At 69.5% G+C, this 24,842-nt stretch carries 25 protein-coding genes and 3 pseudogenes; 11 read left to right on the forward strand and 17 right to left on the reverse strand.

Annotated features, from left to right (window positions below):
- Positions 1 to 119: 119 nt before the first annotated feature.
- A complete protein-coding gene (locus tag QF037_RS44850; protein WP_307035578.1) occupies positions 120 to 440 on the reverse strand; it encodes an arsenate-mycothiol transferase ArsC in 321 nt (106 codons plus the stop codon).
- A 73-nt stretch (positions 441 to 513) separates the two neighbouring features.
- On the opposite strand from QF037_RS44850, the gene QF037_RS44855 reads away from it, so the two are divergent.
- The 7 genes and pseudogenes from QF037_RS44855 to QF037_RS44885 form a co-directional block, all read left to right on the forward strand.
- Positions 514 to 828, forward strand: coding sequence for an ArsR/SmtB family transcription factor (locus QF037_RS44855; RefSeq protein ID WP_307035580.1), 315 nt, complete (start codon positions 514 to 516; stop codon positions 826 to 828).
- A 37-nt stretch (positions 829 to 865) separates the two neighbouring features.
- On the forward strand, positions 866 to 1,642 hold the full coding sequence (locus QF037_RS44860) for an aquaporin (protein ID WP_307035582.1): 777 nt from the start codon (positions 866 to 868) through the stop codon (positions 1,640 to 1,642).
- Positions 1,639 to 2,380 (forward strand): annotated as a pseudogene (locus QF037_RS44865) (NAD(P)-binding domain-containing protein); the annotation flags it as partial. The gene QF037_RS44860 and the pseudogene QF037_RS44865, both read left to right, overlap by 4 nt.
- Before the next feature lie 446 nt (positions 2,381 to 2,826).
- A complete protein-coding gene (locus QF037_RS44870; RefSeq protein WP_307035584.1) occupies positions 2,827 to 4,803 on the forward strand; it encodes a sensor histidine kinase in 1,977 nt (658 codons plus the stop codon).
- Complete coding sequence (locus tag QF037_RS44875) at positions 4,800 to 5,210, forward strand: roadblock/LC7 domain-containing protein (protein WP_307035586.1); 411 nt, start codon at positions 4,800 to 4,802, stop codon at positions 5,208 to 5,210. The genes QF037_RS44870 and QF037_RS44875 overlap by 4 nt, the downstream gene beginning before the upstream one ends.
- Before the next feature lie 829 nt (positions 5,211 to 6,039).
- Positions 6,040 to 6,612 (forward strand): hypothetical protein, encoded by a 573-nt coding sequence (locus tag QF037_RS44880; protein ID WP_307035589.1) that lies wholly within the window; start codon positions 6,040 to 6,042, stop codon positions 6,610 to 6,612.
- A gap of 180 nt (positions 6,613 to 6,792) precedes the next feature.
- Positions 6,793 to 7,150 (forward strand): annotated as a pseudogene (locus tag QF037_RS44885) (hypothetical protein); the annotation flags it as partial.
- Positions 7,151 to 7,499: 349 nt separating this feature from the next.
- On the opposite strand, the gene QF037_RS44890 reads toward QF037_RS44885, so the two are convergent.
- Entirely contained in the window at positions 7,500 to 8,264 is a 765-nt protein-coding gene (locus tag QF037_RS44890; protein ID WP_307035591.1) for a GAF and ANTAR domain-containing protein, read from the reverse strand.
- 404 nt (positions 8,265 to 8,668) lie between these two features.
- On the opposite strand from QF037_RS44890, the gene QF037_RS44895 reads away from it, so the two are divergent.
- Complete coding sequence (locus QF037_RS44895; protein ID WP_307035593.1) at positions 8,669 to 9,427, forward strand: anti-sigma factor antagonist; 759 nt, start codon at positions 8,669 to 8,671, stop codon at positions 9,425 to 9,427.
- Positions 9,428 to 9,504: 77 nt separating this feature from the next.
- Here QF037_RS44895 and QF037_RS44900 read toward each other — a convergent pair whose 3' ends face one another.
- The 8 genes from QF037_RS44900 to QF037_RS44935 all read right to left on the reverse strand — a co-directional run bounded on the left by QF037_RS44900 (position 9,505) and on the right by QF037_RS44935 (position 15,368).
- Complete coding sequence (locus tag QF037_RS44900) at positions 9,505 to 10,038, reverse strand: DUF3291 domain-containing protein (RefSeq protein ID WP_307035596.1); 534 nt, start codon at positions 10,036 to 10,038, stop codon at positions 9,505 to 9,507.
- Positions 10,039 to 10,341: 303 nt separating this feature from the next.
- Positions 10,342 to 11,025: a HemK2/MTQ2 family protein methyltransferase gene (locus tag QF037_RS44905; protein ID WP_307035598.1), complete on the reverse strand. Its 684-nt coding sequence runs from the start codon at positions 11,023 to 11,025 to the stop codon at positions 10,342 to 10,344.
- A gap of 482 nt (positions 11,026 to 11,507) precedes the next feature.
- Complete coding sequence (locus QF037_RS44910; RefSeq protein WP_307035600.1) at positions 11,508 to 11,825, reverse strand: hypothetical protein; 318 nt, start codon at positions 11,823 to 11,825, stop codon at positions 11,508 to 11,510.
- 154 nt (positions 11,826 to 11,979) lie between these two features.
- Positions 11,980 to 12,090, reverse strand: a complete 111-nt coding sequence (locus QF037_RS44915) for an SDR family oxidoreductase (RefSeq protein WP_307035602.1) — start codon at positions 12,088 to 12,090, stop codon at positions 11,980 to 11,982.
- A complete protein-coding gene (locus tag QF037_RS44920; RefSeq protein WP_307035605.1) occupies positions 12,069 to 12,287 on the reverse strand; it encodes a hypothetical protein in 219 nt (72 codons plus the stop codon). The genes QF037_RS44915 and QF037_RS44920 overlap by 22 nt, the downstream gene beginning before the upstream one ends.
- Before the next feature lie 39 nt (positions 12,288 to 12,326).
- Positions 12,327 to 12,638, reverse strand: coding sequence for a hypothetical protein (locus QF037_RS44925; protein ID WP_307035606.1), 312 nt, complete (start codon positions 12,636 to 12,638; stop codon positions 12,327 to 12,329).
- A 213-nt stretch (positions 12,639 to 12,851) separates the two neighbouring features.
- Positions 12,852 to 13,580 carry a spermidine synthase gene (locus tag QF037_RS44930; RefSeq protein ID WP_307035607.1) on the reverse strand — a complete coding sequence of 243 codons (729 nt, stop codon included), beginning with the start codon at positions 13,578 to 13,580 and terminating at the stop codon, positions 12,852 to 12,854.
- A gap of 102 nt (positions 13,581 to 13,682) precedes the next feature.
- Positions 13,683 to 15,368 carry a ribonuclease J gene (locus QF037_RS44935; RefSeq protein WP_307035609.1) on the reverse strand — a complete coding sequence of 562 codons (1,686 nt, stop codon included), beginning with the start codon at positions 15,366 to 15,368 and terminating at the stop codon, positions 13,683 to 13,685.
- 424 nt (positions 15,369 to 15,792) lie between these two features.
- Here QF037_RS44935 and QF037_RS44940 point away from each other — a divergent pair, with 424 nt between their 5' ends.
- Complete coding sequence (locus QF037_RS44940) at positions 15,793 to 16,305, forward strand: AAA family ATPase (protein ID WP_307035610.1); 513 nt, start codon at positions 15,793 to 15,795, stop codon at positions 16,303 to 16,305.
- 90 nt (positions 16,306 to 16,395) lie between these two features.
- Here the strand turns inward: QF037_RS44940 and QF037_RS44945 are convergent, their stop codons facing one another.
- The 3 genes from QF037_RS44945 to QF037_RS44955 all read right to left on the reverse strand — a co-directional run bounded on the left by QF037_RS44945 (position 16,396) and on the right by QF037_RS44955 (position 19,133).
- Entirely contained in the window at positions 16,396 to 16,938 is a 543-nt protein-coding gene (locus tag QF037_RS44945) for an NAD(P)H-dependent oxidoreductase (protein WP_307035612.1), read from the reverse strand.
- A 70-nt stretch (positions 16,939 to 17,008) separates the two neighbouring features.
- Positions 17,009 to 17,989: an aldo/keto reductase gene (locus QF037_RS44950; RefSeq protein ID WP_307035614.1), complete on the reverse strand. Its 981-nt coding sequence runs from the start codon at positions 17,987 to 17,989 to the stop codon at positions 17,009 to 17,011.
- Between the two features lie 304 nt (positions 17,990 to 18,293).
- Positions 18,294 to 19,133 (reverse strand): SDR family oxidoreductase, encoded by an 840-nt coding sequence (locus tag QF037_RS44955; protein WP_307035616.1) that lies wholly within the window; start codon positions 19,131 to 19,133, stop codon positions 18,294 to 18,296.
- A 243-nt stretch (positions 19,134 to 19,376) separates the two neighbouring features.
- Here QF037_RS44955 and QF037_RS44960 point away from each other — a divergent pair, with 243 nt between their 5' ends.
- Positions 19,377 to 20,333 carry a helix-turn-helix domain-containing protein gene (locus tag QF037_RS44960; RefSeq protein WP_307035618.1) on the forward strand — a complete coding sequence of 319 codons (957 nt, stop codon included), beginning with the start codon at positions 19,377 to 19,379 and terminating at the stop codon, positions 20,331 to 20,333.
- Positions 20,334 to 20,477: 144 nt separating this feature from the next.
- Here QF037_RS44960 and QF037_RS44965 read toward each other — a convergent pair whose 3' ends face one another.
- Positions 20,478 to 21,434, reverse strand: coding sequence for a threonine/serine dehydratase (locus tag QF037_RS44965; RefSeq protein ID WP_307035620.1), 957 nt, complete (start codon positions 21,432 to 21,434; stop codon positions 20,478 to 20,480).
- A 75-nt stretch (positions 21,435 to 21,509) separates the two neighbouring features.
- Here QF037_RS44965 and QF037_RS44970 point away from each other — a divergent pair, with 75 nt between their 5' ends.
- A complete protein-coding gene (locus QF037_RS44970; RefSeq protein WP_307035622.1) occupies positions 21,510 to 22,178 on the forward strand; it encodes a TetR/AcrR family transcriptional regulator C-terminal domain-containing protein in 669 nt (222 codons plus the stop codon).
- A gap of 259 nt (positions 22,179 to 22,437) precedes the next feature.
- On the opposite strand, the gene QF037_RS44975 is transcribed toward QF037_RS44970, so the two are convergent.
- The 3 genes and pseudogenes from QF037_RS44975 to QF037_RS44985 all read right to left on the reverse strand — a co-directional run.
- Positions 22,438 to 23,733, reverse strand: coding sequence for an MFS transporter (locus QF037_RS44975; RefSeq protein WP_307035624.1), 1,296 nt, complete (start codon positions 23,731 to 23,733; stop codon positions 22,438 to 22,440).
- Positions 23,730 to 24,269, reverse strand: coding sequence for an ArsR/SmtB family transcription factor (locus QF037_RS44980; RefSeq protein WP_307035626.1), 540 nt, complete (start codon positions 24,267 to 24,269; stop codon positions 23,730 to 23,732). Before QF037_RS44980 ends, QF037_RS44975 begins: the two co-directional genes overlap by 4 nt.
- Positions 24,270 to 24,570: 301 nt before the next feature.
- A pseudogene (locus QF037_RS44985) lies at positions 24,571 to 24,708 on the reverse strand (VOC family protein); the annotation flags it as partial.
- Positions 24,709 to 24,842: the final 134 nt, after the last annotated feature.

A 24,842-nucleotide genomic window follows, 5' to 3' on the forward strand; every position in this document is an offset into this window, starting at 1 on the left:
CCTTAGTACGAGGAGTGCGAGGTGTACGGGGTCCAGGCGTTCGGCAGCGAGTCGAGCAGTTCGGTGATGTGGGCGTCGATCTCGTCGCGGATGCGGCGCACGACGGCGGTCGGGGCGCCCTAGGGGTCGGTGACGGGCCAGTCCAGGTAGCGGCCGGGCACGATCGGGCAGGCATCCCCGCGGCCCATCGTGATGACGGTGTCGGTGGTCTGCACCACTTCGTCGGTCAGCGGCTTCGGGAAGGCGTCCGTGAGATCCACACCGGCCTCGGTGAGCACGTGCGCGACGATCGGCTCGACTTCGGCGGCAGGGTGCGTGCCGGCGGAGGAGACGGTGACGTGGCTGCGGACGCGGACGCGGACGTGCTCAGCCAGGCGTTCGTCGGGCAGGACGGGGGCGGGGCGGCGGTCATGGAAAACCCCTTCGGGGCGTGGGCCCACGGGCGTGGGGATGCGGGTCCCAGGGTTCAGCCAGGGCTGGTATCAGCTCGGAGTGATGTGAAAATATCAGCCCATGATGACGTCAGTCGACACTGATCTGATGCGGGTTCTCGCGGACCCGCTCCGCCTCCAGATCATCACCCTGCTCGCCAGGGAGACGCTCTGCAGCACGCACCTGATCGAGGAGACGGGGGCCAAGCAGACCAACCTCTCCAACCATTTGAAGGTGCTGCGCGAGGCCGGGGTCGTGGAGACCGAGCCCTGCGGCCGGTTCACCTACTACCGGCTCAAGTCCGACGTCATCGCCACCCTCGCGGGCCAGTTCGCCGACCTGGCAGAGACCGCGCGCGTCACCGCCGAGAACAACGTCAAGCGGTCCTGCCCCTGACCACCGTCGCTACGGCGACTGCAATGAAGGAGTCCTGTTGACCGCCACCGAGGCCGCCGAGCACGACAGAACCGGGGAGGCCGCCACAGCCGGCGAGCCGCAGCCCGCGCCGGGCGCGACGCCACCCCGTACCCCGCTGACGTCCCGGGCCGCGGCCGAACTGACCGGTACAGCACTCCTCGTCGCCATCGTGATCGGCTCCGGTATCCAGGCGACCGAACTCACGCAAGACGTCGGCATCCAGTTGCTGGCGAACTCGATCGCCACCGTCTTCGGCCTCGGCATCCTGATCCTGCTGCTCGGCCCGGTGTCGGGCGCGCACCTCAACCCCGTCGTCACGCTGGCCGAGTGGTGGACCGCGCGACGCGGCGGCGACGGTGTCACGGCCCGCGAGGTCGCGGTGTACGTCCCCGCGCAGATCGTCGGCGCGATCGCGGGCGTCGTCCTGGCGGACGCGATGTTCGGCAAGCCCCTGATGGAGTGGTCCACGCACGACCGCTCAGCCGGCCATCTACTGCTGGGCGAGGTGGTTGCCACCGCCGGGCTCATCCTGCTGATCTTCGGCCTCGCCCGCACGAACCAGCTCCGGTTCGCACCGATGGCCGTGGCCTCGTACATCGGTGCCGCCTACTGGTTCACGTCCTCCACGTCCTTCGCCAACCCGGCGGTGACGATCGGCCGTACCTTCAGCGACACGTTCGCGGGCATCGCGCCGGGCTCGCTGCCGGGCTTCATCGGCGCCCAACTCGTGGGCGGGATCGTCGGTCTGGCACTGGTGGCGCTCATCTTCGTGCGCGGCCGGCCCGCTGATTGACCCGTAGAACGCAGGTGGTGGTAATCGGCGGCGGCCAGTCCGGCCTCGCCGCCGGTTACCACCTGAGCCGCCTCGGCGTGGACTTCGTCATCCTCGACGCCCAGGCGACCAGGCGACGGCGGGCGATGCCTGGCAGCACACGTGGGACTCTCTTCACGTCTTCTCTCCGGCAGCCTTCTCCTCGCTGCCAGGTCGGCTCATGCCGCCGCAGGTGGGGGAGGAGTACCCGGACGCAGAGCATCTGGTGGCGTATCTGCGGGACCACGAGAAGCGTTACGAGCGACCGGCGCGGGTGGCGGCGTGCATCGGGACGGTGAACTCCTGCGTGTGGAGACCAACTCCGGGATCTGGCACGCCCGTGCAGTGATCAGCGTGGCGGGCACGTGGTGGCGGCCCTTTCTCCCCGCTGTTCCAGGCAGGGGGCATTCCCAGGGGCGTCAGCTGCACACGGTGGAGTACCGCGGCCCGCACGACGTCGCCGGGCAGCGCGTCGTGATCGTAGGGGGCGGCAACTCCGGCGCCCAGATCGCCGCCGACCTGGCCTACGACACCGAGCAGACCTGGGTCACTCAGCGCCCGCCCCGCTACCTGGCCGACGACATCGACGGCCACGCCCTCTTCGACGCAGCCACCGCCCGCCGCCGCGCCCTGGACGAGGGCCGCACGGACTCAGGCGGCGTCGCGTCACTGGGCGGCATCGTCGCCGTACCGCCTGTGCGCGAGGCCCGAGATCGTGGCGGCCGTCGTGCAGCGGAGAGAGTTCCCTAGCCGCCGATCGCTGACATCGGGCGGTCCGGCTGGACGAAGGTCGGGTCGTCCAGGCCCGTTCTCACGGACGAGACGAGTCGGCAGCTTGTGCAGGAATTCCCGGCGCCGGTCGGTGGGGACCAACCGCCAAAAGTTCGACCACCTTTGGTGGTCCGCGGTCACAGTGTCTGGACCTGCGGTGTGAGGGCGGCGCAACTGAAGTCCCCACGCGGTCTAACAGGTCGGAAACCGGCCGCTGCCGCGGTCGGACTAGCTTCGTGACTATGAGATTGTGGACGCCAGTACGGCCGCTGCTGGGCAGACTCGGCGCAATCGGCAAGGGCGTGTTCGGCAGGGGTGGTTCAGGGCCCCGCCACGGTGACGGAACGGCTCTGGGGCGTCGGCCGATCCCGGGCTGGCGCAGCATCAAAGGCCGTGTGGCGGTGGTCATCACGGTCCCCGTCTGCCTGCTGCTGGCGGTGGCAGGTCTGGCCGTGAGCGGCCGCGCCGAGGCCCTCGGCGACGCACGGACGACGCGTGCCGAGGTTGGCCTCAGCCTGCGCATCCAGGCCCTGGTGCACCAGCTGCAACGCGAACGGGGCCTGACCAATGGCCTGTTGGGTGGCGAGGAGGAGTTCCGTCCGTCACTCGCCGCTACCCGCAAGCGCGTTGACACGGCGCTGCGCGCCATGCGCCCCGAAAACGCGGTCGAGGATGTCCTCCAGCGTCACCTGCGGCGGCTGGCCGACATTCGTGCCGCCGCCGACGGGGGCACCGCCGACCCGGGCGCCGTTCTCACCTTCTACACGCGCGCCGTCGACGCCCTGAACGCCGTCGATCCGGTGGCGGAGACCGCGACGGGCGCCGACCGTCAACTGCGCGACGGCCTGGCGGCGTTGCGGGAGCTGGCCGCGATCAAGGAGTCCGTCGCTCTCGAACGCGGGCTCCTCAACGGCGTGTTCGCCCAAGGCGCCTTCCGTGGCGACGCATACCTCGACTTCAGCGAGGTACGCGCCACACGCGTCGCCGCCCAAGCCCGTTTCCGGCAGGTCGCCACCGCACCCCAGCACGCGGCCCTGAAGAACGCCTTCGCAACCCGGGACGCCCAACGCGCTGCCGCCTACGAGAAACAGGCGGAGGGCGCCGCCGACGGCTCCGCGCTGCACGTCGACGCCGGCACCTGGTGGGACGCGATGACCGTACTCGTCGATGACCTGTACACCGTCCAGCAGTCGGTCGGTGGCGACGTACGGGATCGGGCCGACCGGCTCAGCCACGACGCCGAGCTGGCCCTCGCCGTCTATCTCGCCGCGGGAACGCTCATGGCCGCCCTCGTCGTAGGACTCGCCGCTTTCGCCTCGCGTTCCCTCACCCGCCCGCTCGGCGCGCTCGCCGAGGCCGCCCACGAGGTGGCTCGGCACCGGCTGCCCGAGGCCGTCGCCCGGATCCAGCAATCCCCGCAGGACCAGGCGGAGTTCCTCCGGCCGGCGGATGCCCCGGCCCACCCTGATGTACGGCAGCTGGGCGGGGCTGCGGAGATCGCCGAGGTCGCCGCGTCCCTGCACCAAGTGGAAGACACCGCCCTCCACTTGGCCGCCCAGCAGGCAGGCCTGCGCCGCAACACCACCGAATCACTGGCCAATCTCGGCCGCCGCAACCAGAACCTCGTGCGCCGCCAGCTGGGCCTCATCACCCGCCTGGAACGCAAGGAACTCGACCCGGACGCCCTCGCCGAGCTCTTCGAACTCGACCACCTTGCCACCCGTATGCGGCGCAACGCCGAAAGCCTGCTGGTCCTGGCCGGGCAGAATCCGCCGCGACCCTCCGCAGCGCCCGCCGACGGCCTGGAAGTCGTCCAGTCCGCCGTCGCCGAGGTGGAGCAGTACCGGCGGGTCCTGATCGCGACCGTGGAGCCGGTGCGGGTACGCGGGCACGCCGTCGCCGATGTCGCCCACCTCCTCGCCGAACTCATCGAGAACGGGCTGACCTTCTCGCCGCCGACCGAACCGGTCGAGGTGCACGGCTGGTACGACTCCGAGGACGACACGTACAGCCTCGCCGTCGTCGACCACGGCGTCGGCATGTCGGAGGCCGACAAGGCACGCGCCAACGCCCGTCTGCGCGATCCCGGGCAGGAGGCCTTCCTCGCCGCGCCCACACGGTTCCTCGGCCACCTCGTCGTCGGCCGGCTCGCCCACCGTCTCGGTGAAGGCGCCCAGGTCCACCTCTTCGACACTCCGGGCGGCGGCTTGTCCGCACTCCTTGCCCTTCCCGGTCGTCTGCTCGCCCCCGTGGAAGACCCCTCCGCGTCACCCCCGCCTGCCCGGCCCCCCGCTGTCTCCTCCCTGCTCAACGGCTTCAGAGCAGGTGTCGCCCGTGCCGAGGCCCGAACCACCCAAGGAGCGTCATCGTGACCACCGCCGTCCAGAGTTTCGGCTGGCTCATCTCGGAGTTCGCACGCACCACCGACGGTGTCACCGACGCCGTCGCCGTGTCCTCGGACGGCCTGCTCATGGCCGCTTCGGACACACTCGGCCGAGACCGCGCCGACCATCTCGCGGCCATCGTCTCCGGCATCACCAGCCTCGCCCAGAACGCGGCGACGACACACGGATTCCGCGGCATGAAGCTCGTCATGATCGAAATGTTCGGCGGATTCCTCATGGTCGGTCGCATCCGCGACGGCAGCTGCCTCGGAGTCCTCGCCGCCGAGGGGTGCGACGTCGGCCTGGTCGGCTACGAAATGGCCGTCCTCGCCGACCGCGCCGGCGAACTGCTCACCCCGCAGTTGGTACGCGAACTCCACACCTCGCCCGCGTGAGCCACGGTCTGGTCGCCGACGACGTGGCGGGACGCATCACATGGAGTGTGTCGCCATCCTTGAACCGCTCACCAGTGGCATCTGACCTGCTGTTTTGTGACCGCGCATCGTGTTCGGTGTCGGCGTCACGGTAGATATCCCGAGGCGGAAACTGACGCGCAGGAACCATGCGATACAGGGCGGTTCCCGCGGCGGATCGGCCAGAGGGGAACCCGACGGGCTCCGCGGCTGCCGGTCCGAACCGCGGGGTCCTGGGCGGCTGCCTGGCCTGCAGAGCCCGGTACATCGAGTGCCCTGAATCGCTCGGACGACGCTTCAAGGCGGCTTCCCGACCTGCATCGGAAATCGCCGTGGGGCAGGACGCGGAGCGGTTGCAGTGGGAGCCTTCCGCGTTCGTGTCCTCACGCAAGGTGCCCTGCGACGTCGGTGCCGCGGGGGAGACTCCGTCGCCGGAGGGCGGTGGCTGGAGCCGCGTTGTCGGCGATGCGGCTCCAGCTGGCCTTGGTGCGAACCTGCCGCGGCTCGGGACGACGACCCTGCTGGCCGCGGGTACCGCACACGGCGTACTGGCGCGGACCCTGTACATGCGGCCGCCGCCCGGCGCCGGGTTCACACCCGAAGACCTGCATCAGGGAGCCCAGTGGATGTACTACGGCGGTGACCTCGTAGAGGCCGGCATGGCCATGCTGATGGGGAGGAGCTGGTACATCGCCGCCGGACGGGCCCGAGCACCTGGCCGACGCCGGGTTTTCGGGACAGATCGGTTGACGGGCGGCCCGATGGGGGCACTCGGAGGTCATCACCGGACTTCGGCAGCCGGAGGAGAACCTTGAACACGACGGCACGGGCCTCCCAGGACGGTCCGACACGGCACAAGCGGCTGGCGATCTACCTCAACGACCACCTGGCGGGGGCGACGGCGGGCGTCGAACTCGCCGCCCGCGCGGCTCAGGAGCACCGGGGGTCGCCCTTCGGCGAGGCGCTGGAAAACCTGCGGAAGGAGATCTCGCAGGACCGGCAGGCCCTGGTACGCCTCCTCGGTGACCTCGACGTCCCGGTCCGGCGTTACAAGGTCTACGGAGCGTGGCTCGGCGAGAAGGCGGGACGAGCCAAGCCCAACGGGCGGCTGGTGCGCCGCTCAGGGCTTGCGCTGCTGGTAGAGCTGGAAACCCTGCGGCTGGGGGCGCTGGGCAAGGAGGCCCTGTGGCGTGGCCTGCTGGCCGCGTCGGCACAGGATGCGCGCCTGGACGCAGACCGCTTGGAGGAGTTGCTGCGCCGGGCAGAGCGGCAGATCAACACACTGGACTCCCTGCACTCCAGGGCCGCCACCGCACTGCTGTTCCCCACGCAGCCCAAGGAACCGCCGTCTACGGCTGCGGCCGGCACCGGTTCATCGGCCTGACCTCGTCACCCTCCGCTTGTCCCGGCGTTGTGCGGCAGTTGTCGCAGGGTGCTGACACCCACGGTGGAGACGGCCCTCCTCGGTCTGGCCGATCCCTTTCCACGGCCTTCACGTTTTGGTTACAGGGAAGGGGCACGGGTACTCGCGCGGCTCCGCTGCGGCCCCGGCCGAGGAGACCTCATGGGCTTCAACCCTCTGGAACATCAAGGCATCTCTCTGGACCGCCAGTTGCGCAACTGGCGGGAGCTCGACGTCGAGCCCGTCGACCCCGACCACGGGGACCCGTACACCAAGTGCCGGATCATCACGATGAACGGCGTCAACTGGCTGCTGCCCGGTCTCCGTATCTGAAGCAGGCGTACGAGTTCGGTGTCCTGGAGGACTTCGACCACCTGTACCGGTACGCCAACCTTTACGAGATGATCGAGCACGCAAGGCGGAGTCGATCGTCGAGGGCCTCACCGAGGTGATGCCGGGACGACCGACCAAGTTTCACCACCGGCATCCGGCCGACAACGTGCGTGAACCCTACGACCGCGCGACCGTCAGCGCCCCGTTCGGCGGTGATGTCGGGGATGCTGCGAGCGTCGCCGGTGCGATAGCAGTCCATGCAGGGTCCGCGGCCGGTCTGCATCTGCATCAACTCGACGAACGCGACTTCCTCGTCGGTGGCGGCCATGGTCTTCAGCGTGCCCCGGGCATCGGCGATCATCACCGCCGCCGCGTCCACCTTCAGCAGTTCCTGGCAGCGTCGTACCAGCAGACCGAAGAGGTGCAGCGGGTCGAATTGCGGTGCATAGGTGTCGGCCAGGTCGATGAACGCCTTGGCCAGCCCGCGCTCGCGGTTCATGCCCGCTTCCCCGGCGACGTCGTGTGTGCCTGTTCGTTCATTCATGGCGGAGGTCCGTGGTGCGGTCGATGACCGCTCGCGCGATGCCGGTGGAGGTCTGGTCCTGCGCGAAGGCCCGAGCCCGCAATCTGAGCAGGGCCTCCTGGGGGTTAACCCCCAACTGCATCATGATCATCCCGGTGGCCTGGTGGACTTCTTCTCGGTCCGCTTCGGCGCCCTGCAGCCACGTGACGACCTCGGATGAGTCGGCAGAAGCGTGGTCGAGGGCGCTGATGGCCAGTGTGAGCGCATCGGCGACCAGCAGCGCGGTGCGCAGATGTGCCTGGCTCATGGCACCTGCGGTCTCCCGGTAGAGGTCAAGGGTGCCCAGCTGGCCCGCGGCAGCCGTCAACGGAACTGAGAAGACGGCTTCGACGCCGATCTTGGCCGCCTTCACCGTGAACAGCGGCCATCGGCGGGCGTCCGGGCCGCGCGTCAGATCCGGAGCAAGCACCGGGGCCCGCAACCGCAGGGCCTCCGTGCACGGACCCTCACCCAGCGTGAACTGGGTGTCCGCCAGCTCCGAGGCAACCTCGTCACTGGCGAAGAGCACGATGCCCGTCCGCGTGGCAGGGCCGGCGAGCGAAGCCGACAGGCCCGAGACCTCCGGCAGGAGCGTCACGCAGGCCCGGCACAGCGCGTCGGGTATCGCGGCGTCGGGGAGTCCCGCGACCGCACTGGTCAGGTCGCGGGCGATGCGGGAACGCTCACGCTGCGCAGTGCGTTCAGCGTTCTGGTCGCCTGGTTCCCTGTCCCCGGACACCCTGGTCCTCTCTGTCGGCGGGCGCATTTGCCGTCCGGATCGGTGGTGTCCGGTCTTGTCCATCCGGGCGATCATCGACGGGCGGCCCGCCCGTCCTGACGCAGTTCCCAACCGTGTCCAACAGAAACCCGACGGCATCAACGGATGCGGCCGCCATATTTCCCGGGCCGCTCCCACCGCCTTCCCGTGATCACGAGGGCTGCGTGCCCGGCTGCGGCGCAGGGTCTCGCCGGAGGGCGGGTCATGCTCACGGCCGGCCTCAGCCCGTATGGGACTCCGCAACCTGTCCACACCCACAGAACAGGCCGACCGTTTCGCGCATTCAAAAGCACGACTTCCGTTTCACGTATTTGTTGACGTGGAAGGCGAAAGATGGGGATGCTGAAAGAAGCACGGAAGGACGGATGCTCGGAGCCGCGATGTTCGATCAGGTAGCCGCCCTGCCGGGTGTGCGGCAGGAGCGTTGCGTCGATTGCGGCGCGGAACGGCGCCCCGGCTCCTGCGTTCCCCCGTTGTCGTTGACCATCCATGCCGACGCGGACGGCCAACCCACTGTGGTGACGGCGTCCGGCGAGATCGACTTCGGAAACAGCCCGGCACTGGGACAGATCCTGCAGGAGGCGCTGGACCATTCCGCGGACGGCGTGGAAGTCGACCTCGCTGGGATCGGGTTCTGCGACTGCTCCGGACTCAACGTTCTGCTGCACATGCGCCGACGTGCCCGCGAGGCCGCCAAGACGCTCACCGTCCGAGCCTCCGGCCCTACCGTGCAACGTCTGCTCGCGTTGACCGGCACCGTCGACGAGCTCACCGCAACGGATACGGCACGGACACCCCGCACGGGAGGCGACAGGGCGCCATGTGGCCCGGAGCATGACGCGGACCGGACCATCGACGGCATCAGGGCGGAAATCGAACAACTGCGACGCGCCATGCAGACCCGCCCGGCCATCGACGTCGCCCGTGGCATCCTCATGGCCGCGTACACCATCAGCGCGGAGCAGGCGTGGCAGGTCCTGGTGACCACCTCGCAGACCAGCAACACCAAACTCAGCCTGCTCGCCGAAACCCTCATGAACACCGTGCACGGCGACAACCTGCCCGAGCCGCTCGCCAGTCACTTGGCAAAAGCCTTGCAGGAACACGGCGGCCTGTCCCTCTGACGACGAGCGGCCGCAACGGAAGAAGACGGGCCTCCCGCGCGGTAGCGGCCACAGGCGCAGTTGAGGGCGTTAGGCCGTCATTCAATCGGACCTTTGACAGGAGATCCATCCGGCGCGAACGAGTGGTGGAAGGTGAACGCGTGCGGCGCGGAGCCGTGGTCGTGGAGGTGTTCCAGCCTGGAAACCCCGTCCTGCCAGGTGGGTATCACGTCGTCAGAGACCCACCAGAACACGTAATTCGCGTGCCCTGTCCTCTCGAACCAGTCGTAACGCCTGTTCAGCGCATCACGGTGCAGACCGGTGTAGACGGCGTCGAAGGCGGGGCGCAGATCGGCCCAGAGTGAGAGCGTCGTGGCCAGGGCGGTGGTTTCCACCGTACGGCCCTTGCCGTACCAGGCCGGTACGGCGAACTCTCCCCAGGCGCCCCAGTCCGCCTCGAAGAGCGCGCCCCGGTCACCGTCTGCGGCCTCAGCACGCGCGAGATATCCAGGGTGCTGACTGAACTCCCGGTAGACGGCCTCACCAATGTCGTAGAACTCGCGCGTGAGAGGCGCGGGACCGGCGAGAGGTGACTTCAGGACACCGAATGTGTACAGAGCAAGGTGGGGCATGCGTCTCTCCCTGGTTGGCCGAAGGCCAGGTGAAGGTAGCTGCCTCTGCGAGCCCTGTCGAAGTTGCGTTTTCCCTGTCCAAGTGGCCTCTTGCGCCAGTCGTTGGTGGGCATCGGCCCTGTCCGACAGCCCCGACCCCCCAAGGCCGAGCACCGATGCATCGCCTGGGAGACGAGCCTGCCGGGCTCAAAGACCGTCAGCGCTTCGGCCGTACCGCCTCGTTCGCACCGTCACAGCACAGCGACCGGCGCCGAGAGGCTGTCGGGCAACTGCAACTGTTCAACTGGGAGGGGACCTTCGTGCTCACGGTCGCTCGGCGCGGACGACCACCAGCTCCTCTTCACTGTCGTGCGCATCGACCAGCCCCTGCCGAATCAGCCAGGGCCGACGGGAACGTAGGACGGGCCCGTGGGGCACCACGGCGCGGTCGGCGACCGATGCACGCAGTCCGCGCTCTGCCAGCAGCCGCAGCGTGGTCTCCGTCCCGCACAGGCCGGAGTGCACGATCAGCAGGACTCCTCCCGGACGCAGCACCGTGGGAGCCGCCTCGCAGATGCGGTCCACGAATGTCCGGCCGTCCCCGCCCGCCTCCCAGGCCCGCGCCGCACCCCGGCGCGGCAGCCGGGCGGCGGGGGAGGGGACGTAGGGCGGATTGCTGACCACCAGGTCGTACGATCGCCCTGTCACCGCCGTCGTGAGGTCGCCGCGCCGGACGCGGACCCGCTGCCGGGCCAGCAGCGCGTTGACGCGCGCGGTGAACACGGCCAGCCGCGAGATGTCGACGGCGGTCACCTGGGCACCCAGCCGCGCCGCCTGCACGGCGACCGCGCCGCTTCCGGTGCCGAGGTCCAGGACGTCGGTCGCGGAGCCGACGTCCTCCCGGCCCATGGCTCGCATCAGCAGCCCTGTGTCCCACTGCGGGGCGTACACGCCCGGGGGTGTCAGCAACGACACCGGCGGAGCCGGCATCAGAGTTTCCGCCACCATCGGGCATCTCCATTCGTCAGGTCCTGCCTCTGGCGCCACTCTGGGTGCCCAGGACGCGTTGATCCAATCCTGGTGGGGACCCGCTGTCTGTGGTGGTCTGCGGTGGTCTGCGAAGCGGAACAGCGGGTGCCGGTACCGATCCTGCGCTCTCGTGGCAGCGGGCTACCGGCGACGGTCAGGGGCAGCGAGACGGCCGCTACACTCCGGACTTCGACCGCCTGGACCGCGAAGAGCGGCACAACCGCCAGGGCTGCGCGAACTCCGCGGGTAGCGCGCCCGACCTCCGTGGACGCCAGTACTCAGGGCGGGCACGGGAGCCCGTGACTCACGGCATGCCTGGGCCGACCTTCCCACCAGGCCTCGTTGCCGAGCGAGCTGGCGGACAGGCCGGGTTTCGGGACGAGTGGCTCGCCTCAACAGCGTGCCCGTTGCTGACTGTGCTCTGATGCTGTGCGTTCAGGGCCGCGGCTGGTGGCTGGTCCTCATGCCGCCATGGTCAGTGCGGTGGCCGTGGCGATCGCCGTGTCGGCGCTGGCGTGGATGACCAGTCGAATGTCCTCTTCCGTTTCGGCGCTGGCCGCGAGGAGGCGTCGCGTGGGGGCGCTACGAGTGGCCACGGACATCACCAGGCCGAGGCGGCTGCACAGGCGGTGGGCGCGCCGGACCACGCTGAGCGCCGCTTGGGTCGGCGCGGGCTGGTCGAGGACGATCACGACCGAAGCCGGCTTGTATGCGTGGACGAGGTCGCTGATCTCAGTGAGTAGGGCAGCTCTCAAATCGATGCCGGGATCGTCGTGCATCGTGATGACGAGAACACGTCGCTCAAACATGTGAGATATCAGCACGGTTTGGTCCTTTCCCTATCAGAGCACTTCATATCTGAATTCCCTGGTATTGGGATTTCAATGCAGGCGGTTGACGTCGCAGGCTGTGGGCCGGATTCGGTAGCTGTGCTCACGGCGTCCAGGTCGGGCCGGGCGCCACGACGTTCGCGCGCACGCCCCGTTGGGCCAGATGTACGGTGACGGACTCGGTCAAGGTGATCAACGCTGCCTTGGACGCCACGTAATCGATCCTCGTCTCGCTGCCTTGAGTGCTTCCTCTGTTGCCGTGGCGATGACCGCGTCCCCGGGCTGGAAGTGGAGCAGTGCTGTCATGAGCAGGTGGAAGTAGGCATAGAAATTGATCTTGAAGGTTCGGTCGAAGTCCTCGGCGGTCAGCTGCTGCAGCTCCAGCTTGCTCCACCGTCCGATCGACGGCATCACGGCAGAACACGGGGTCGATGAGGTCGCCGGGCAGTATCAGGCAGCGCCGGCCGTGCTTCTCCACCTCGTGCCGTACCTGTTCGGCGTCGCCTTGTTCGTCGCGTACAGCAGTGCGACCGCGCGTCCGATGCCGGAATCACCGCCCGTGATCAGTGCGACCTTGTCCTGAAGCTTTCCGCTGGCGCGGTATCGGCTCGCCCGGTCGCGCGGCGCGGTGCGCATGTCGGCTTCCAGGCCGGGCCGCGGCTGCTTGTCGGAATCGTAGGAAGGGGCGGGCTCGGAGGTGACCTGCGGTGCGGACGGTTCCTGCTCGGGCCGCAAGGTATTCCCTTCGCCGGAGCTGTTCACGGCGGGGCATGGTTCCTCGGGCCGCGCCGTGCTTGCGGGCCTCGCGTTCCCAGTGAGGCGGCAGCCGATCAAGTCGACTGTCCGGGCGGAGCAGCGCGCGGCTCCGCCGTGGGGCAGCGTCCCGTCGACCGCCAGGTCGGACTCGGTCACGGCGAGACAGGCGTGACGACGTTCCTCCATGCGTGGGCCCAGGAGGTGCCGGCCGCCGGCGTCCTACGGTGTGTCCGGTGCTGTGCCGGCGAGGTAGACGGTGTTGGCCGAGGTGCCGCCTTGCAGGGGGTTGTCGAAGGCGACGACATGGGCCGCTGCCTGTGCGAAGACCTTCGTGAGAGTGGAGGTGAACTCCTCGTCCGGCGGGTCGTTCGACCACAGGGCGAACACCCCGCCGGGGTGCAGATGATCTGCGAGAGCGCGGAGTCCGGCTGGCTGGTAGAGCGCGGCGTGGCGGGGGTGGAGGACATGGCGTGGTGAGTGGTCGACATCCAGCAGGATGGCGTGGAAGCGACGGCCCGGCTCCTGCGGGTCCAGACCGCGGGCGTCGGCGGCCAGCGCGAAGAAGTCGCCGTGCACCAAGCGGCAGCGGGCGTCCGACGTCAGTCGGGCCCCCAGGGGCACCAAGTGCCGCTGGTGCCAGTCGATGACTTCGGCGAGCGCGTCGATCACGGTCAGCGAGCGCACCCGGGGATCGTCCAGGGCCGCCTGGGCGGTGTAGCCGAGCCCGAGTCCGCCGACCGCGACGTCCAGTTCGGTGTCCGGCAGCTCGGCCAGGGCGAGTTCCGTGAGCGCGACCTCGCCGACGGTGAAGAGACTGGACATCAGGAACTCATCGCCGAGCTTCACCTCGTACACGTCGTCTCCCGAGACCGGGTGGCGGCGCCTGCGCAGACTGATCTCGCCGATCGGCGTCGGTCGCCAATCGATCTCCTCGAAGCGCAGGCTCATCCGCTCACCTTTCTGACGTTCGTGGATGCACGGGGCTGTCGCCGGTGTGGCGACACATACTCCGCCCGGGCGTGAGAGCCGGGAGCCGGGGCGGCGGCCCGGTCAGGCGTCGATGATCACGGGGATGATCAGCGGCCTGCGGCGGTGGGTGCGGAACGCCCAGTTGGCCACGGCGCGGGCGATGAGCTGTTCGAGCTGGTGCGCGTCGCCGACGCCTTCCTGGGCGGCGGTGGCCAGCGTCTTTTCGATGACGGGGATGACCGGCTCGAAGGTGGTGTCGTCGTGGACGAAGCCGCGGGCCAGGAAGTCAGGGGCCTCGGCCAGGGCGCCGGTGTCGGCGTCGACGATGGCCACGACCGTGATGACACCCTCCTCGGCGAGGGTGACCCGGTCCTTGAGGGACGCTTCGGTGGCGCCGCCGACTTCCATGCCGTCGACGTAGACGTTGCCCGCGGGCACCTTGCCGGTGATGGAGGCGCGGCCGTCGACGAGGTCGACGACGACACCGTCCTCGGCGATGACGACCCGGTCGGGGTCGACGCCGGTGCGGATGGCGAGGTCGGCGTTGGCCCGCAGGTGACGGAACTCGCCGTGCACGGGCATGACGTTGCGGGGACGGACGATGTTGTAGCAGTAGACGAGCTCGCCGGCGCTGGCGTGGCCGGAGACGTGCACCTTCGCGTTGCCCTTGTGGACGACGTTGGCGCCCCATCGGGTCAGGCCGTTGATCACCCGGTAGATGGCGTTCTCGTTGCCGGGGATGAGGGAACTGGCGAGCAGGACGGTGTCGCCCTTGCCGATGCGGATCTGGTGGTCGCGGTTGGCCATCCGGGACAGGGCCGCCATCGGCTCGCCCTGGGATCCGGTGCAGACCAGGGTGATCTTGTGGTCAGGGAGCTTCTCCAGCTCCTTGGGGGTCACGATCAGGTTGGACGGGACCTTGAGGTAGCCCAGGTCGCGGGCGATGCCCATGTTGCGGACCATGGAGCGACCCACGAAGGCCACCTTCCGGCCGTGCTGGTGGGCGGCGTCCAGGACCTGCTGGATGCGGTGCACATGGCTGGCGAAGCTGGAGACGATGACCCGCCGCGGGGCGGTCCTCATCACCTGCTCGATCGCGGGGTTCAGTTCGCGTTCGGAGGTGGTGAAGCCGGGAACCTCGGCGTTGGTGGAGTCGGTGAGGAACAGGTCCACGCCCTCCTCACCGAGCCGGGCGAACGCGCGCAGGTCGGTGATCCGGTCGTCGAGGGGGAACTGGTCCATCTTGAAGTCACCGGTGTGCAGCACCAGCCCGGCGGCGGTACGAAGGGCCACCGCCAGCCCGTCCGGGATGGAGTGGTTGACGGCCACGAACTCGCATTCGAAGGGACCGAAGCTGCGCCGGTCGCCCTCCCGCACGCGCACCGTGCGCGGGGTGATCCTGTGCTCCTTGAGCTTGGCCTCGATGAAAGCGAGGGTGAGCTTCGAGCCGACGACGGGGATGTCCGCCCGCTCCCGCAGCAGATAGGGCACACCGCCGATGTGGTCCTCGTGGCCATGGGTGAGCACGACGGCCACGATGTCGTCGAGGCGGTCCCGGATCGAGGTGAAGTCCGGGAGGATCACATCCACGCCGGGCTGGTTCTCCTCCGGGAACAGCACGCCGCAGTCCACGATCAGCAGCTTGCCGGCATGCTCGAAGACGGTCATGTTCCGGCCGATTTCGCCCAGGCCTCCCAGGGCGGTCACTCTCAGCCCGCCGTTGGGCAGGGGAGGGGCGGCTTTGAGTTCTGGGTGCGGATGGCTCATACCCTCACGTTACCGGGGAGCCGGCCGGGGTGATCCACTGGCTGCCCGGTCGATGCGATGCCCGTACCCGTCCTGGTGGTCGGCGTGACCGTGCGGACGCTTCTGACCCGCAGGTTGCTGAAGGGATCGACGTCACGGTCTATGGTGCAGGCATGTGCTGCTGCGCCGCTATGACTACCCGTGTCGCCGCTCTGCGGCGGTATCCGAGGCTGCCGTAACTACGGCCCCTTGCTGATGTACCGCCGGATCAGTGTTCTGCCGGCAGCCACCCACTGGTCTCTGTGCTGCCGGGCCATCCTGCCTGATCAGGGGAGACATGTCTCAGTCGCAGCGCTTCGACGCACAGCACGAAAGCCCATACCCATGCCCGCATACAGCCGGACTCGTTGTCACACAGGACCCGCGTGTCGCCACCCTGTTCCTGATGGTCGGGCTCCCCGGAGCCGGGAAGACCACCCGGGCCAACGAGCTCGCCGTGACGCACCGGGCGCTGCGGCTGACCCCGGATCACTGGATGGCCCCGCTTTTCGACGACTCGATGGCCGACGGCAAGCGCTTTGTGCTCGAAGGGCGGCTCATTTCGGTCGCCCTGCAGGCGCTGCGGCTGGGGACCAACGTCGTGCTCGACTACGGGCTCTGGGGCCGCGATGAACGCTCGGCACTGCGCTGGCTGGCACGGTCGGCCGGGGCAGCATGCCAGGTGGTCTATCTGCCCGTGGACAAGGACGTCCAGCTCGTCCGCATCGCGCATCGCCAGACAACGGCACCGCATCAGACGTTCCCGATGACTGAGGCCGACGTAGACCGATGGCGGGAGCAGTTCCAGGTGCCCGACGCCGCCGAACTCGCCGGCAGCGAGATTCCGCCCCCGCCGGCGGGCTGGCCGGGCTGGCCGGAGTGGGCGCTGGACCACTGGCCCTCGTGCACCGACAGCTGAGCCGGCTGTCCCGCCCGGGAGCAGCGTCCTGACGGCGTTTCGTGCCGCCCTTGCGGTGCCGCAAGGGCGGCCGCTGTCGTGAGAGTGCGCTCAGGCGGCGTAGGAGGCGAGCAGTTCGTTGTACTGCTTGGCGGCGGAGGCCAGGTCCTCGTCGGAGAGGCCGAAGGCGGTGCCGTACACCTTGACCATCGGCTGCTGGATGTCGAACTGGCACAGCCGCAGGGTCGCGTGCCAGTTGCTGAGGAGGGTCTCGATGGTGGCCTGGTTCGAGCCTTCGGGGGTGTAGTGATCGACGGGGACACCGGTCGTGACCGCGACGACGGCCTTCTTGCCGGCCAGCTGCGAGGGGGAGCCGTCGATGGTGAAGGCCCAGCCAAAGGTGAAGACCTTGTCCTGCCACTGCTTGAACAGCGGCGTGGTGTTGTACCAGAACACCGGGTGCTGGAAGACGATCACATCGTGCTCGGCGAGCAGCGCCTGCTCGGCGTCGACGTCGATCCGGAAGTCGGGATAGGTGGCGTACAGGTCGTGCACGGTGACATGGGCCAGATCGCGGACGGCGTCCACGAGCGCGGCGTTGGCCTTCGACTGGGACAGATCGGGGTGACCTACGACAAGGAGAACCTTGGACATGACGAGAAACCTCTTCAGTGATCAGTGAATTGGTGCATGGGTGCAGGTGCGCCGGGATCTTCGCCGGGGCTCAGCGGTCGATGCTGGCCATGTTCGCCTCGTTGTGGCGTTCGCCCGCGGCCGGCGTGAGGTTGTTCAGGCGGTCGAGCTGAGCGGCGCTGAGTTCGACGGCGTCGGCGGCTGTGTTCTCTTCGACGCGTGAGACCCGCCGGGTCCCGGGGATGGGGGCGATGTCGTCGCCACGGGTCAGCAGCCATGCCAGCGCGGTCTGGGCCGGGGTGGCCCCGATCTCGGCGCCGATGGCCCGCACTTCGTCGATGATCGCCAGGTTGCGCTGGAAGTTCTCGCCGATGAAACGCGGGTTGGTCTTGCGCCAGTCGTCGTCCGTGAAGTCGTCGACGGTACGGATCTGCCCGGTCAACAGGCCGTGACCGAGGGGGGAGTAGGGGACGAATCCGATGCCGAGCTCGCGCAGCAGCGGGAGGATTTCGGCCTCGACGTCGCGCGTCCACAGCGAGTATTCGGTCTGCAGCGCGGCCACCGGATGGACGGCGTGGGCGCGGCGGATCGTGTCGGGGCCGGCCTCGGAGAGGCCGATGTGGCGCACCTTGCCCTCGGCGACCAGCTCGGCGAGCGCGCCGATGGTCTCCTCGATGGGCGTGTTGGGGTCGACACGGTGCTGGTAGTAGAGGTCGATGTAGTCGGTGCCGAGCCGCAGGAGCGAGCCTTCGACCGCGGTCTTCACATTGGCGGGGCTGCTGTCGATCACGCCGGGACCGTCACCGGCGTGGGAGACGAGGCCGAACTTCGTCGCCACCACGACGTCGTCGCGGCGGCCCTTGATGGCCTTGCCGACGATTTCCTCGCTGTGGAAGGGGCCGTAGATCTCGGCGGTGTCGATGTGGGTGACCCCGAGGTCCACGGCCCGGTGGATGGTGCGGATCGACTCGGCGTCGTCGAGCCCTCCGCCCGTGGTGTAGGTGCCGGCCATGGTCATGGCTCCCAGGCCGATGCGGGAGACATCGAGCCCGCCCAGTGATACGTGCTGCATCAGGTACTCCTTGTCGTAGTGGCCGTCGGACCCGCCCGGTGGACATAGCTGTGGGCGCTATGACCGCCTCGTCGGCCGACGGACCGCTTCGGGATCTGCGCATCCGGCGTCGGCGCCGAAGTGGGGCATGCGCATGACTTCGTCTGACTTCGTCGTCCTGGCGGCCGGCGCGCGGGGGCCGGCCAGGGGATATGCGAGCCGGCCGGGGTGACGCCGGTGGGGCTAGGGACGGGCGACGGGAATCCGTACTGGTCACGTACAAACTGCGCCGTGCTCGGCTCGTACTGGGCCTGGGGTGTGCTGCTCAGGCGTCGGCGTAGGCCAGGGCGCCACCGAGGGCGCGGGAGGCGTCGGCCTGGGTGAGGAGTTCCTTCGCCTTGGCCTCGGCGGCCTCGATGGCGTCCGCGCCGGCGATGAAGCGCTGCGGGGGCTTGTCCTGGCCGGCGATGGTGAGCAGGGCGCGGGCGAGCTTGGCGGGGTCGCCGGGCTGCTTGCCGTTCATGCTCTTCATGCCCTCGATCCTCGGGGCGGTGCGCGGGGCGTAGTCCTCGATGGACAGCTCGGGCCAGGTGGTGGAGCCGTCCACGAGGAGTTCGGTGCGGAAGTAGCCGGGCTCCACGACCGTGGTGTGGATGTTGTACGGCTCGACGTCGTAGCGCAGCGACTCCATCCAGCCCTCTGCCGCGAACTTGGAGGCGGCGTAGGCGGAGGTGAACTCCATGCCGACCAGGCCGGCGGTCGAGGTGATCGTGATGATGTGGCCGGCGCGCTGTTTGCGCAGGGTCGGCAGGACGGCGCGGGTGACGTTCATCGGGCCGAAGAGGTTCGTCTCGAACTGCCGGCGCATCTGTGCGGGCGAGATCTCCTCGAAGTAGCCGGTGAAGAGGTTACCGGCGTTGTTGATCAGGACGTCGATGCGCCCGAACCGGTCGACGGCGGCCTGCGCGGCGGACTCGGCGTCCTGGAGGCTGGTGACGTCGAGCTTGGTGACCAGCAGGTTGTCCTGCGGTCCGCCCAGGGTCTTCTCGACCTCTTCGGGGCGGCGGCCGGTGGCGACGACCTGGTGGCCGGCGGCGAGGGCCTCGCGGGCGATGTCGGTGCCCAGGCCGCGGCCGGCACCGGTGACGAGAATGACCTTGCTCATGAAACGTTTCCTTTCAGACGCCGTGATCCGGCACCTGGTGTGTGCGGGGTGGGGCATACCGACAGCGCCGCAGAGGGGAGTGGGACCGGCGGCACAGCGCCGACTGCCCGGACGGACGGTTCACACCGCCGTGGGCGGTGCACCACCAAGAAAACCGGCTGTCACAGGTGGGTGGGAGTCCCTGATGAGGGGGTCACTGACAGGGACCCCCAGCCCGGCGCCGGCACTCGTAGAGTGAAGCGCATGGCAGGCAGAAACGACCCACAAGGCAACAACCGCGACATCCGTGATGATTTCCGTGCGGAGATCCGGGAATTCCTCGGCACGCGACGGGCCAGGGTCACCCCCGAGCAGGCCGGACTGCCCCTGTACGGCGGAGAGCGCCGACGGGTCACCGGGCTGCGCCGCGAGGAGGTCGCCCTCCTCGCGGGCATCTCCAGCGAGTACTACACCCGGCTCGAGCGCGGCAACGCCACCGGCGTCTCCGAGAGCGTCATCGACGGCATCGCGCAGGCACTTCAGCTCGACGAGGCCGAACGCATCCACCTGCTCGACCTCCTGCGCGGCGCCGGCACGACCCGTCCGCCACGCCGCCGCCCGGCCCAGCAGCGAGTCCGGTCCGCGGTGCAGCGCGTCCTCGACTCGATGGCCGGCACGCCCGCGTTCATCCTCAGCGGACGCGGGGACATCCTGGCCGCCAACCACCTCGGGCGCGCCCTGTTCTCCCTCGTCTACGCCGATCCCGTACGGCCGCCGAACAACGCCCGGTTCGTCTTTCTCAGCCCGCACGCGAGCGAGTTCTTCCGCCACTGGGACGAAGTCGCCAACGACACGGTCGCCATGCTGCGCGCCGAAGCCGGCCGCGACCTCTACGACCGACGGCTGACGGACCTGATCGGGGAACTGTCCACCCGCAGCGAGGAATTCCGGCGCCGCTGGGCGGCCCACAACGTCCGGATGCACACCACCGGCGTCAAGCTCCTGCACCACCCGGTCGTCGGCGACCTCGACCTGCCCTTCGAAACCTTCCCGCTCCCCGACGGCCCCAGCCAGTTCCTCCTCACCTACACCGCCGAGCCCGCATCCCCGTCCCAGGACGCCCTGAACCTGCTGGCCAGCTGGGCCGCGACCAACGGCGACATCGACCGGACCACCCTGGACGCCTCCCAGCCCGCAGACTCCGGCGAGACCCCCGACTGACCGACGAGCCAGGCGAGCCGAGCTGTGGCACCTTCCTGAACCAAAGCTGCTGTGAGTGTGGCCCCAGTTGAAGTCTTCGAGATCGAGCTCGCGGAGCCAGGACAAGTCGCGCTCCCGCACGTCGGCGGGGGGTGGTCTCGCTGGTCAGTGGACCAGGTCGCTGGGGTCGGTGTTGGCGCCGCAGAGTACGAGGGCGACATTCTCGCCCGGGGCGGGTCGGTAGGGGGCGCCGGTGGCCGTGAGGGCGGCGAAAGCTGTGGCGGCAGCGTGTTCGACGGCGAGTCGGCGGTCGTCCCACAAGGCCTGGCGGGCGCGGATGATCTCGCTGTCCGGTACGAGGACGGAGCGCACGTTGTCCTGCTGGGCCGCGTGGAGTGCCATCGCGGAGGTGCGGCGGGCGCCCAGGGAGTCGGCGGCGACGGAGTCCACGCGGACATCGACCGGGTGGCCGGACTCCAAGGCGGCGTTCAGGGCCCGGCAGTTCTCCGGCTCGACGGCCACGACGCGGATGCCGTGGTGTCGGGCGGCGGTGGACATGCCGGCGAACAGCCCACCGCCGCCGACGGCGACCACGACCGTGTCCAGGCCGGGCAGCCGGGCGTGGATCTCCTCCAGGAGGGTGCCCGCGCCCGCCGCGATGAGCGGGTGGTCGTAGGCGTGGGAGGTGAGTGCGCCGGTGGTGTCGGCGAACTTCTGGCAGGCGGCGAGGGCCTCGGCGTACTCCGTGCCGACGAGACGGACGACGGCGCCGTACGCGCGCAGCTTGGCCACCTTCACCGCGGGTGCGGTGGCGGGTACGAAGACGGTCGCGGTGACGCCCTGTTGTCGCGCGGCCCACGCGCACGCGAGCCCCGCGTTGCCACCGGAGGCGATGGTGACCCCCGTGTCCGGGAGGGTGCCGGCGTCGCGGTGGGCCTGGAGGAAGTTCTGCGCACCGCGGGCCTTGAAGGAGCCCGTGTGCTGCATGAACTCCTGCGCCAGCCACAGCTCGCACGGTCCCGGCGCGCTGCCGGCGTCGGCCGGAGCGAGGGTGACGGGGCGGACCCGGCCGGTGATCCGTTCGGCGGCGGCTTTGACGTCACCGTAGGTGAGCTGGTCCATGGTGCTGCTCCTGTGGAGGGGGCGACCCGCTCTTCGGCCGGGCTGTTCGATACGGCGTATCGTACAGTGACTCATATGCCGCGTCACTCACCCTCTCTGGACCGTGCGACCCCGGACCGCATCGCCGAGACCGCCCTCCTCCTCGTTGACGAGGGCGGCCCCGAGGCGCTGACCTTCCGGGCACTGGCCATGCGACTGGACATCTCCCTCGCTTCCCTTCAGCGGCGCTGCACCGACATGGCCGGCCTCCTCGATCTGTGCACCGACCACCTGGCCGCCCGCCTCCCCGTGATCGAGCCGGGAACCGACTGGGCCACGGCGACCGAAGCGCGCTTCCTCGCGCTGTACCGGCTGCTCGCCGCCCACCCCGGGCTCCTCGCGCTGCGCGGGACGCGCCCCTGGCTCGGATCGAACCTGCTGGCCCGCCTGGTGGAGCCGCAGCTGGCCGACAGCCTCGCGGCAGGGATGAGCCCGCAGGAGGCGATCACCGCGTACCGGCGGTTGTACCTGCTCACGCTCGGCAGCGCGAGCTTCGTAGACCACCGCGACTCCAAGGCCACCCAGGCCGCGACGCGCACCGCGCTGGCCGCGCTCGACCCGGAGGAGTTTCCGGCGCTGACCGGTCACCTGGCCGCGATCGTGCCCGCGGTGACCGACGACGAGGTCTACTACGGCGCTCTGCGCCAACTCATCGACGCCGCCACCGTCACCTCTCCCTCCGCCGACGCAAAGCAAGGACCCTGACCAGGCCCTCTCGGCCTCCGTGGGCGGTCAAGGGTAGCCAGCTCCCAAGTACGTATCACTTCCAGGACGTTGTCCTTGGCGAAGGCGGCCGACAGTCCCAGGCTCGGATCGCTCTGCCAAAGCAAGCGGCCCCTGCCGGGAGCCGTACGCCGCCGTGGGCGACGAGGATGGACGGCCGGCACCCCCGAGTCGACCTGGCCACTCGTTGCGCTCGGCAGGGGCCTGGCCCCCGCGTGTGGCGGCGCCTTCCCGGCAGGCTTCACAACACGTCGGACGCACTCTGCTGGGCGGGCTGCTTGATTGCCGGGTGATCTGGGCCGTCGGCCGGGGCGGCGGCGCGCAGGGCCGCTTCGACCCGGCGGTTGCTGGTCATGGATGCCGTGACGGCCGTCATCGCCAGGAGGAGGCCGGCGGCGGCGTAGAGCGGGGTGCGGATGTCGTAGGTGGTGGCCAGCCAGCCGCCGAGGAAGGCCCCGATGGGGGCGGCGCACATGGCCAGCATGCGGGAGGTGGAGGCGACCCGGCCCATGAGGTGGGCGGGGACGATCGCCTGCCGGAGGGAGGGCGCGAGGACCATGGTGGCGCCCATGCCGGCCCCGCAGACGGCGAGCGCGAGCCCGGCCACGTACGGGTTCGGGGCGGCGGCCAGGCCCAGGATGGCCAGCCCTTCGACGGCGGCCGTGCAGGTCAGTGCGGTGCCGGTGCCGAGTCGTCGGCCGAGGTAGGAGGCGATGCCTGCGCCGAGAAGACCGCCGGCGGCCTCCGCCGTGAGGAGCAGGCCGAAGCCGTAGGTGTCGATGCCGAGGCGGTCGTGCGCGAAGAGGGCGAGGACGGTTTCCACGGCGAGGAAGGCGACGTTCCCGACCGCCGGGCGGAGCGCGAGTCCGAGCAGCACCCGGTCCCGGAAGACGTACGAGGCGCCGGCCCGCGCTTGCCGAAGCAGCGACTCGCGGACCTGCGGCACGGGCCGGGGCATGGCGGGCAGCGTACGGACGAGCAGCGCGGAGAACAGGAACGACACCGCGTCGGCGAGCAGTGGAACCGCCCGCCCGAGCGCGAGCAGTGCACTGCCCGCAGGCGGCCCCGCGAAACCGGACATGGCGGTCTGGGCTCCGCGCAGGCGGGAGTTGGCGCGCTCCAGGAGTGCGGGGTCGCGGCGGAGCAGATCCGGCAGGTAGGCCGTGGCGGCCGTATCGAAGAGGAGCCCGCCGAGGCCGAGCAGGAAGGCGACGGCCGCGAGCAGCGCAATGCTCAGCACGTCGAGCGCGGCCGCCGCCGCCGGTATCGCGAGCAGCGCCGCACGCGACGCGTCCGCGACCCACATCGTGCGTCGGCGGTCCCAGCGGTCCACCAGGGCACCGCCGAGCACTCCGAAGAGCAGCCACGGCAGCGTGCCGGCGGCCGTGACGACAGCGAGCGCCATCGGATCCCGCGTCAGCGTCAACGCGATGAGCGGCAGCGCGGCGTGCGACACCCCGTCACCGAGCGAGGAGATGGTCTGCGCGGTCCACAGCCGTCCGAATCCGGTCGGCAACTTCCGAGCGGTTGAGGTCACTTGGCGTTCCCCTCGGCCTGCTCGCGCGGTGCCGGGTGGAACAGTGAGAAGACGAGTGACGCGTCAGGCAGCGACGGATCGGACAGCTCCTGGAACTCGTCCGCCAGTGCCTCCAGCCGCGCCCCCAGCTGCGCGAACTGCTCCTCGGTGAGCCGCAGATGAGCCATCCGTACGTGCCGCTCGCCGTCCACCGGCGACGCCTCCAGGTCCGCCACCGCATGGCGCATCAGCACATCCGGCCCTCCCGCGCCCGGATCCGGCAGCTCGATCGACCGCGCGGCCATCGCGTAGTACCGCTCGGTGACACCGCGCACCTTCCGCGTCCGTACCACCTTCACCAGGCCGGCCCGTTCCAACAGCCGTATGTGATAGCTGGAACTCCCCTTCGCGAGACCCACTCGGTCGGCGATCTGCGTGATCGTCGCGGGCTCGAAGCGGAGCGCCGCCATGATCCGGTGGCGGGTCAGATTGGAGACGGCGCGCAACTGTTCGTCCGTGGTGACGTGAAAGGTCTCGGGGAGGTCATCGGTAGGCATGCGAGCAATGGTCAACGATTCTTGACCATTGAGCAAGGGGATTCCATGGGCCTTCCAGAACCTGCTGTCCGGACCCGCGAGACCTTCCGGCGAAGCGCCCCAGCCCCGCTGCCGGTCCGGGTCCATGACGACCGGTCAGAAGTCCGCGCACGGCACGGCGGCTTGTGTGAGCCAAGGCTCGAAGCGAATCCGCCCGGCAAGCGGCTCCCCGGCACCTCACCGCCCCAAGTGTTGGCTTGGGGAGGGGAGTTGGGGAGCCGCTCAGCGTGAGGACCTGACAGGACCGCCGCTCAGCAGCTTGCTAGGGGCGGACGTACGGCACAGTCATGATCTCCATGTTGTGGCCGCTCGGGTCGTCGAAATAGGCGCCGCGTCCGCCGAAGAGACGGTTGATCTGGCCGGGTTCGGTGTGGCGGGGGTCGGCGTAGCAGGTGGATCCAGGGCCTCGACCTGTACGGCGCCTCCGACTCGCTGTTGCTGTTCGGCTATCGGGCATGTACACCAGCCTGGAAGCGGTCGGCGTCCGCCCGTAAAGTGAGGCGTACCTACGCCGCCGCCGCACCCACCCGGTGC

It is taken from the genome of Streptomyces canus (genome assembly GCF_030815415.1).
Taxonomy (GTDB): domain Bacteria; phylum Actinomycetota; class Actinomycetes; order Streptomycetales; family Streptomycetaceae; genus Streptomyces; species Streptomyces canus_F.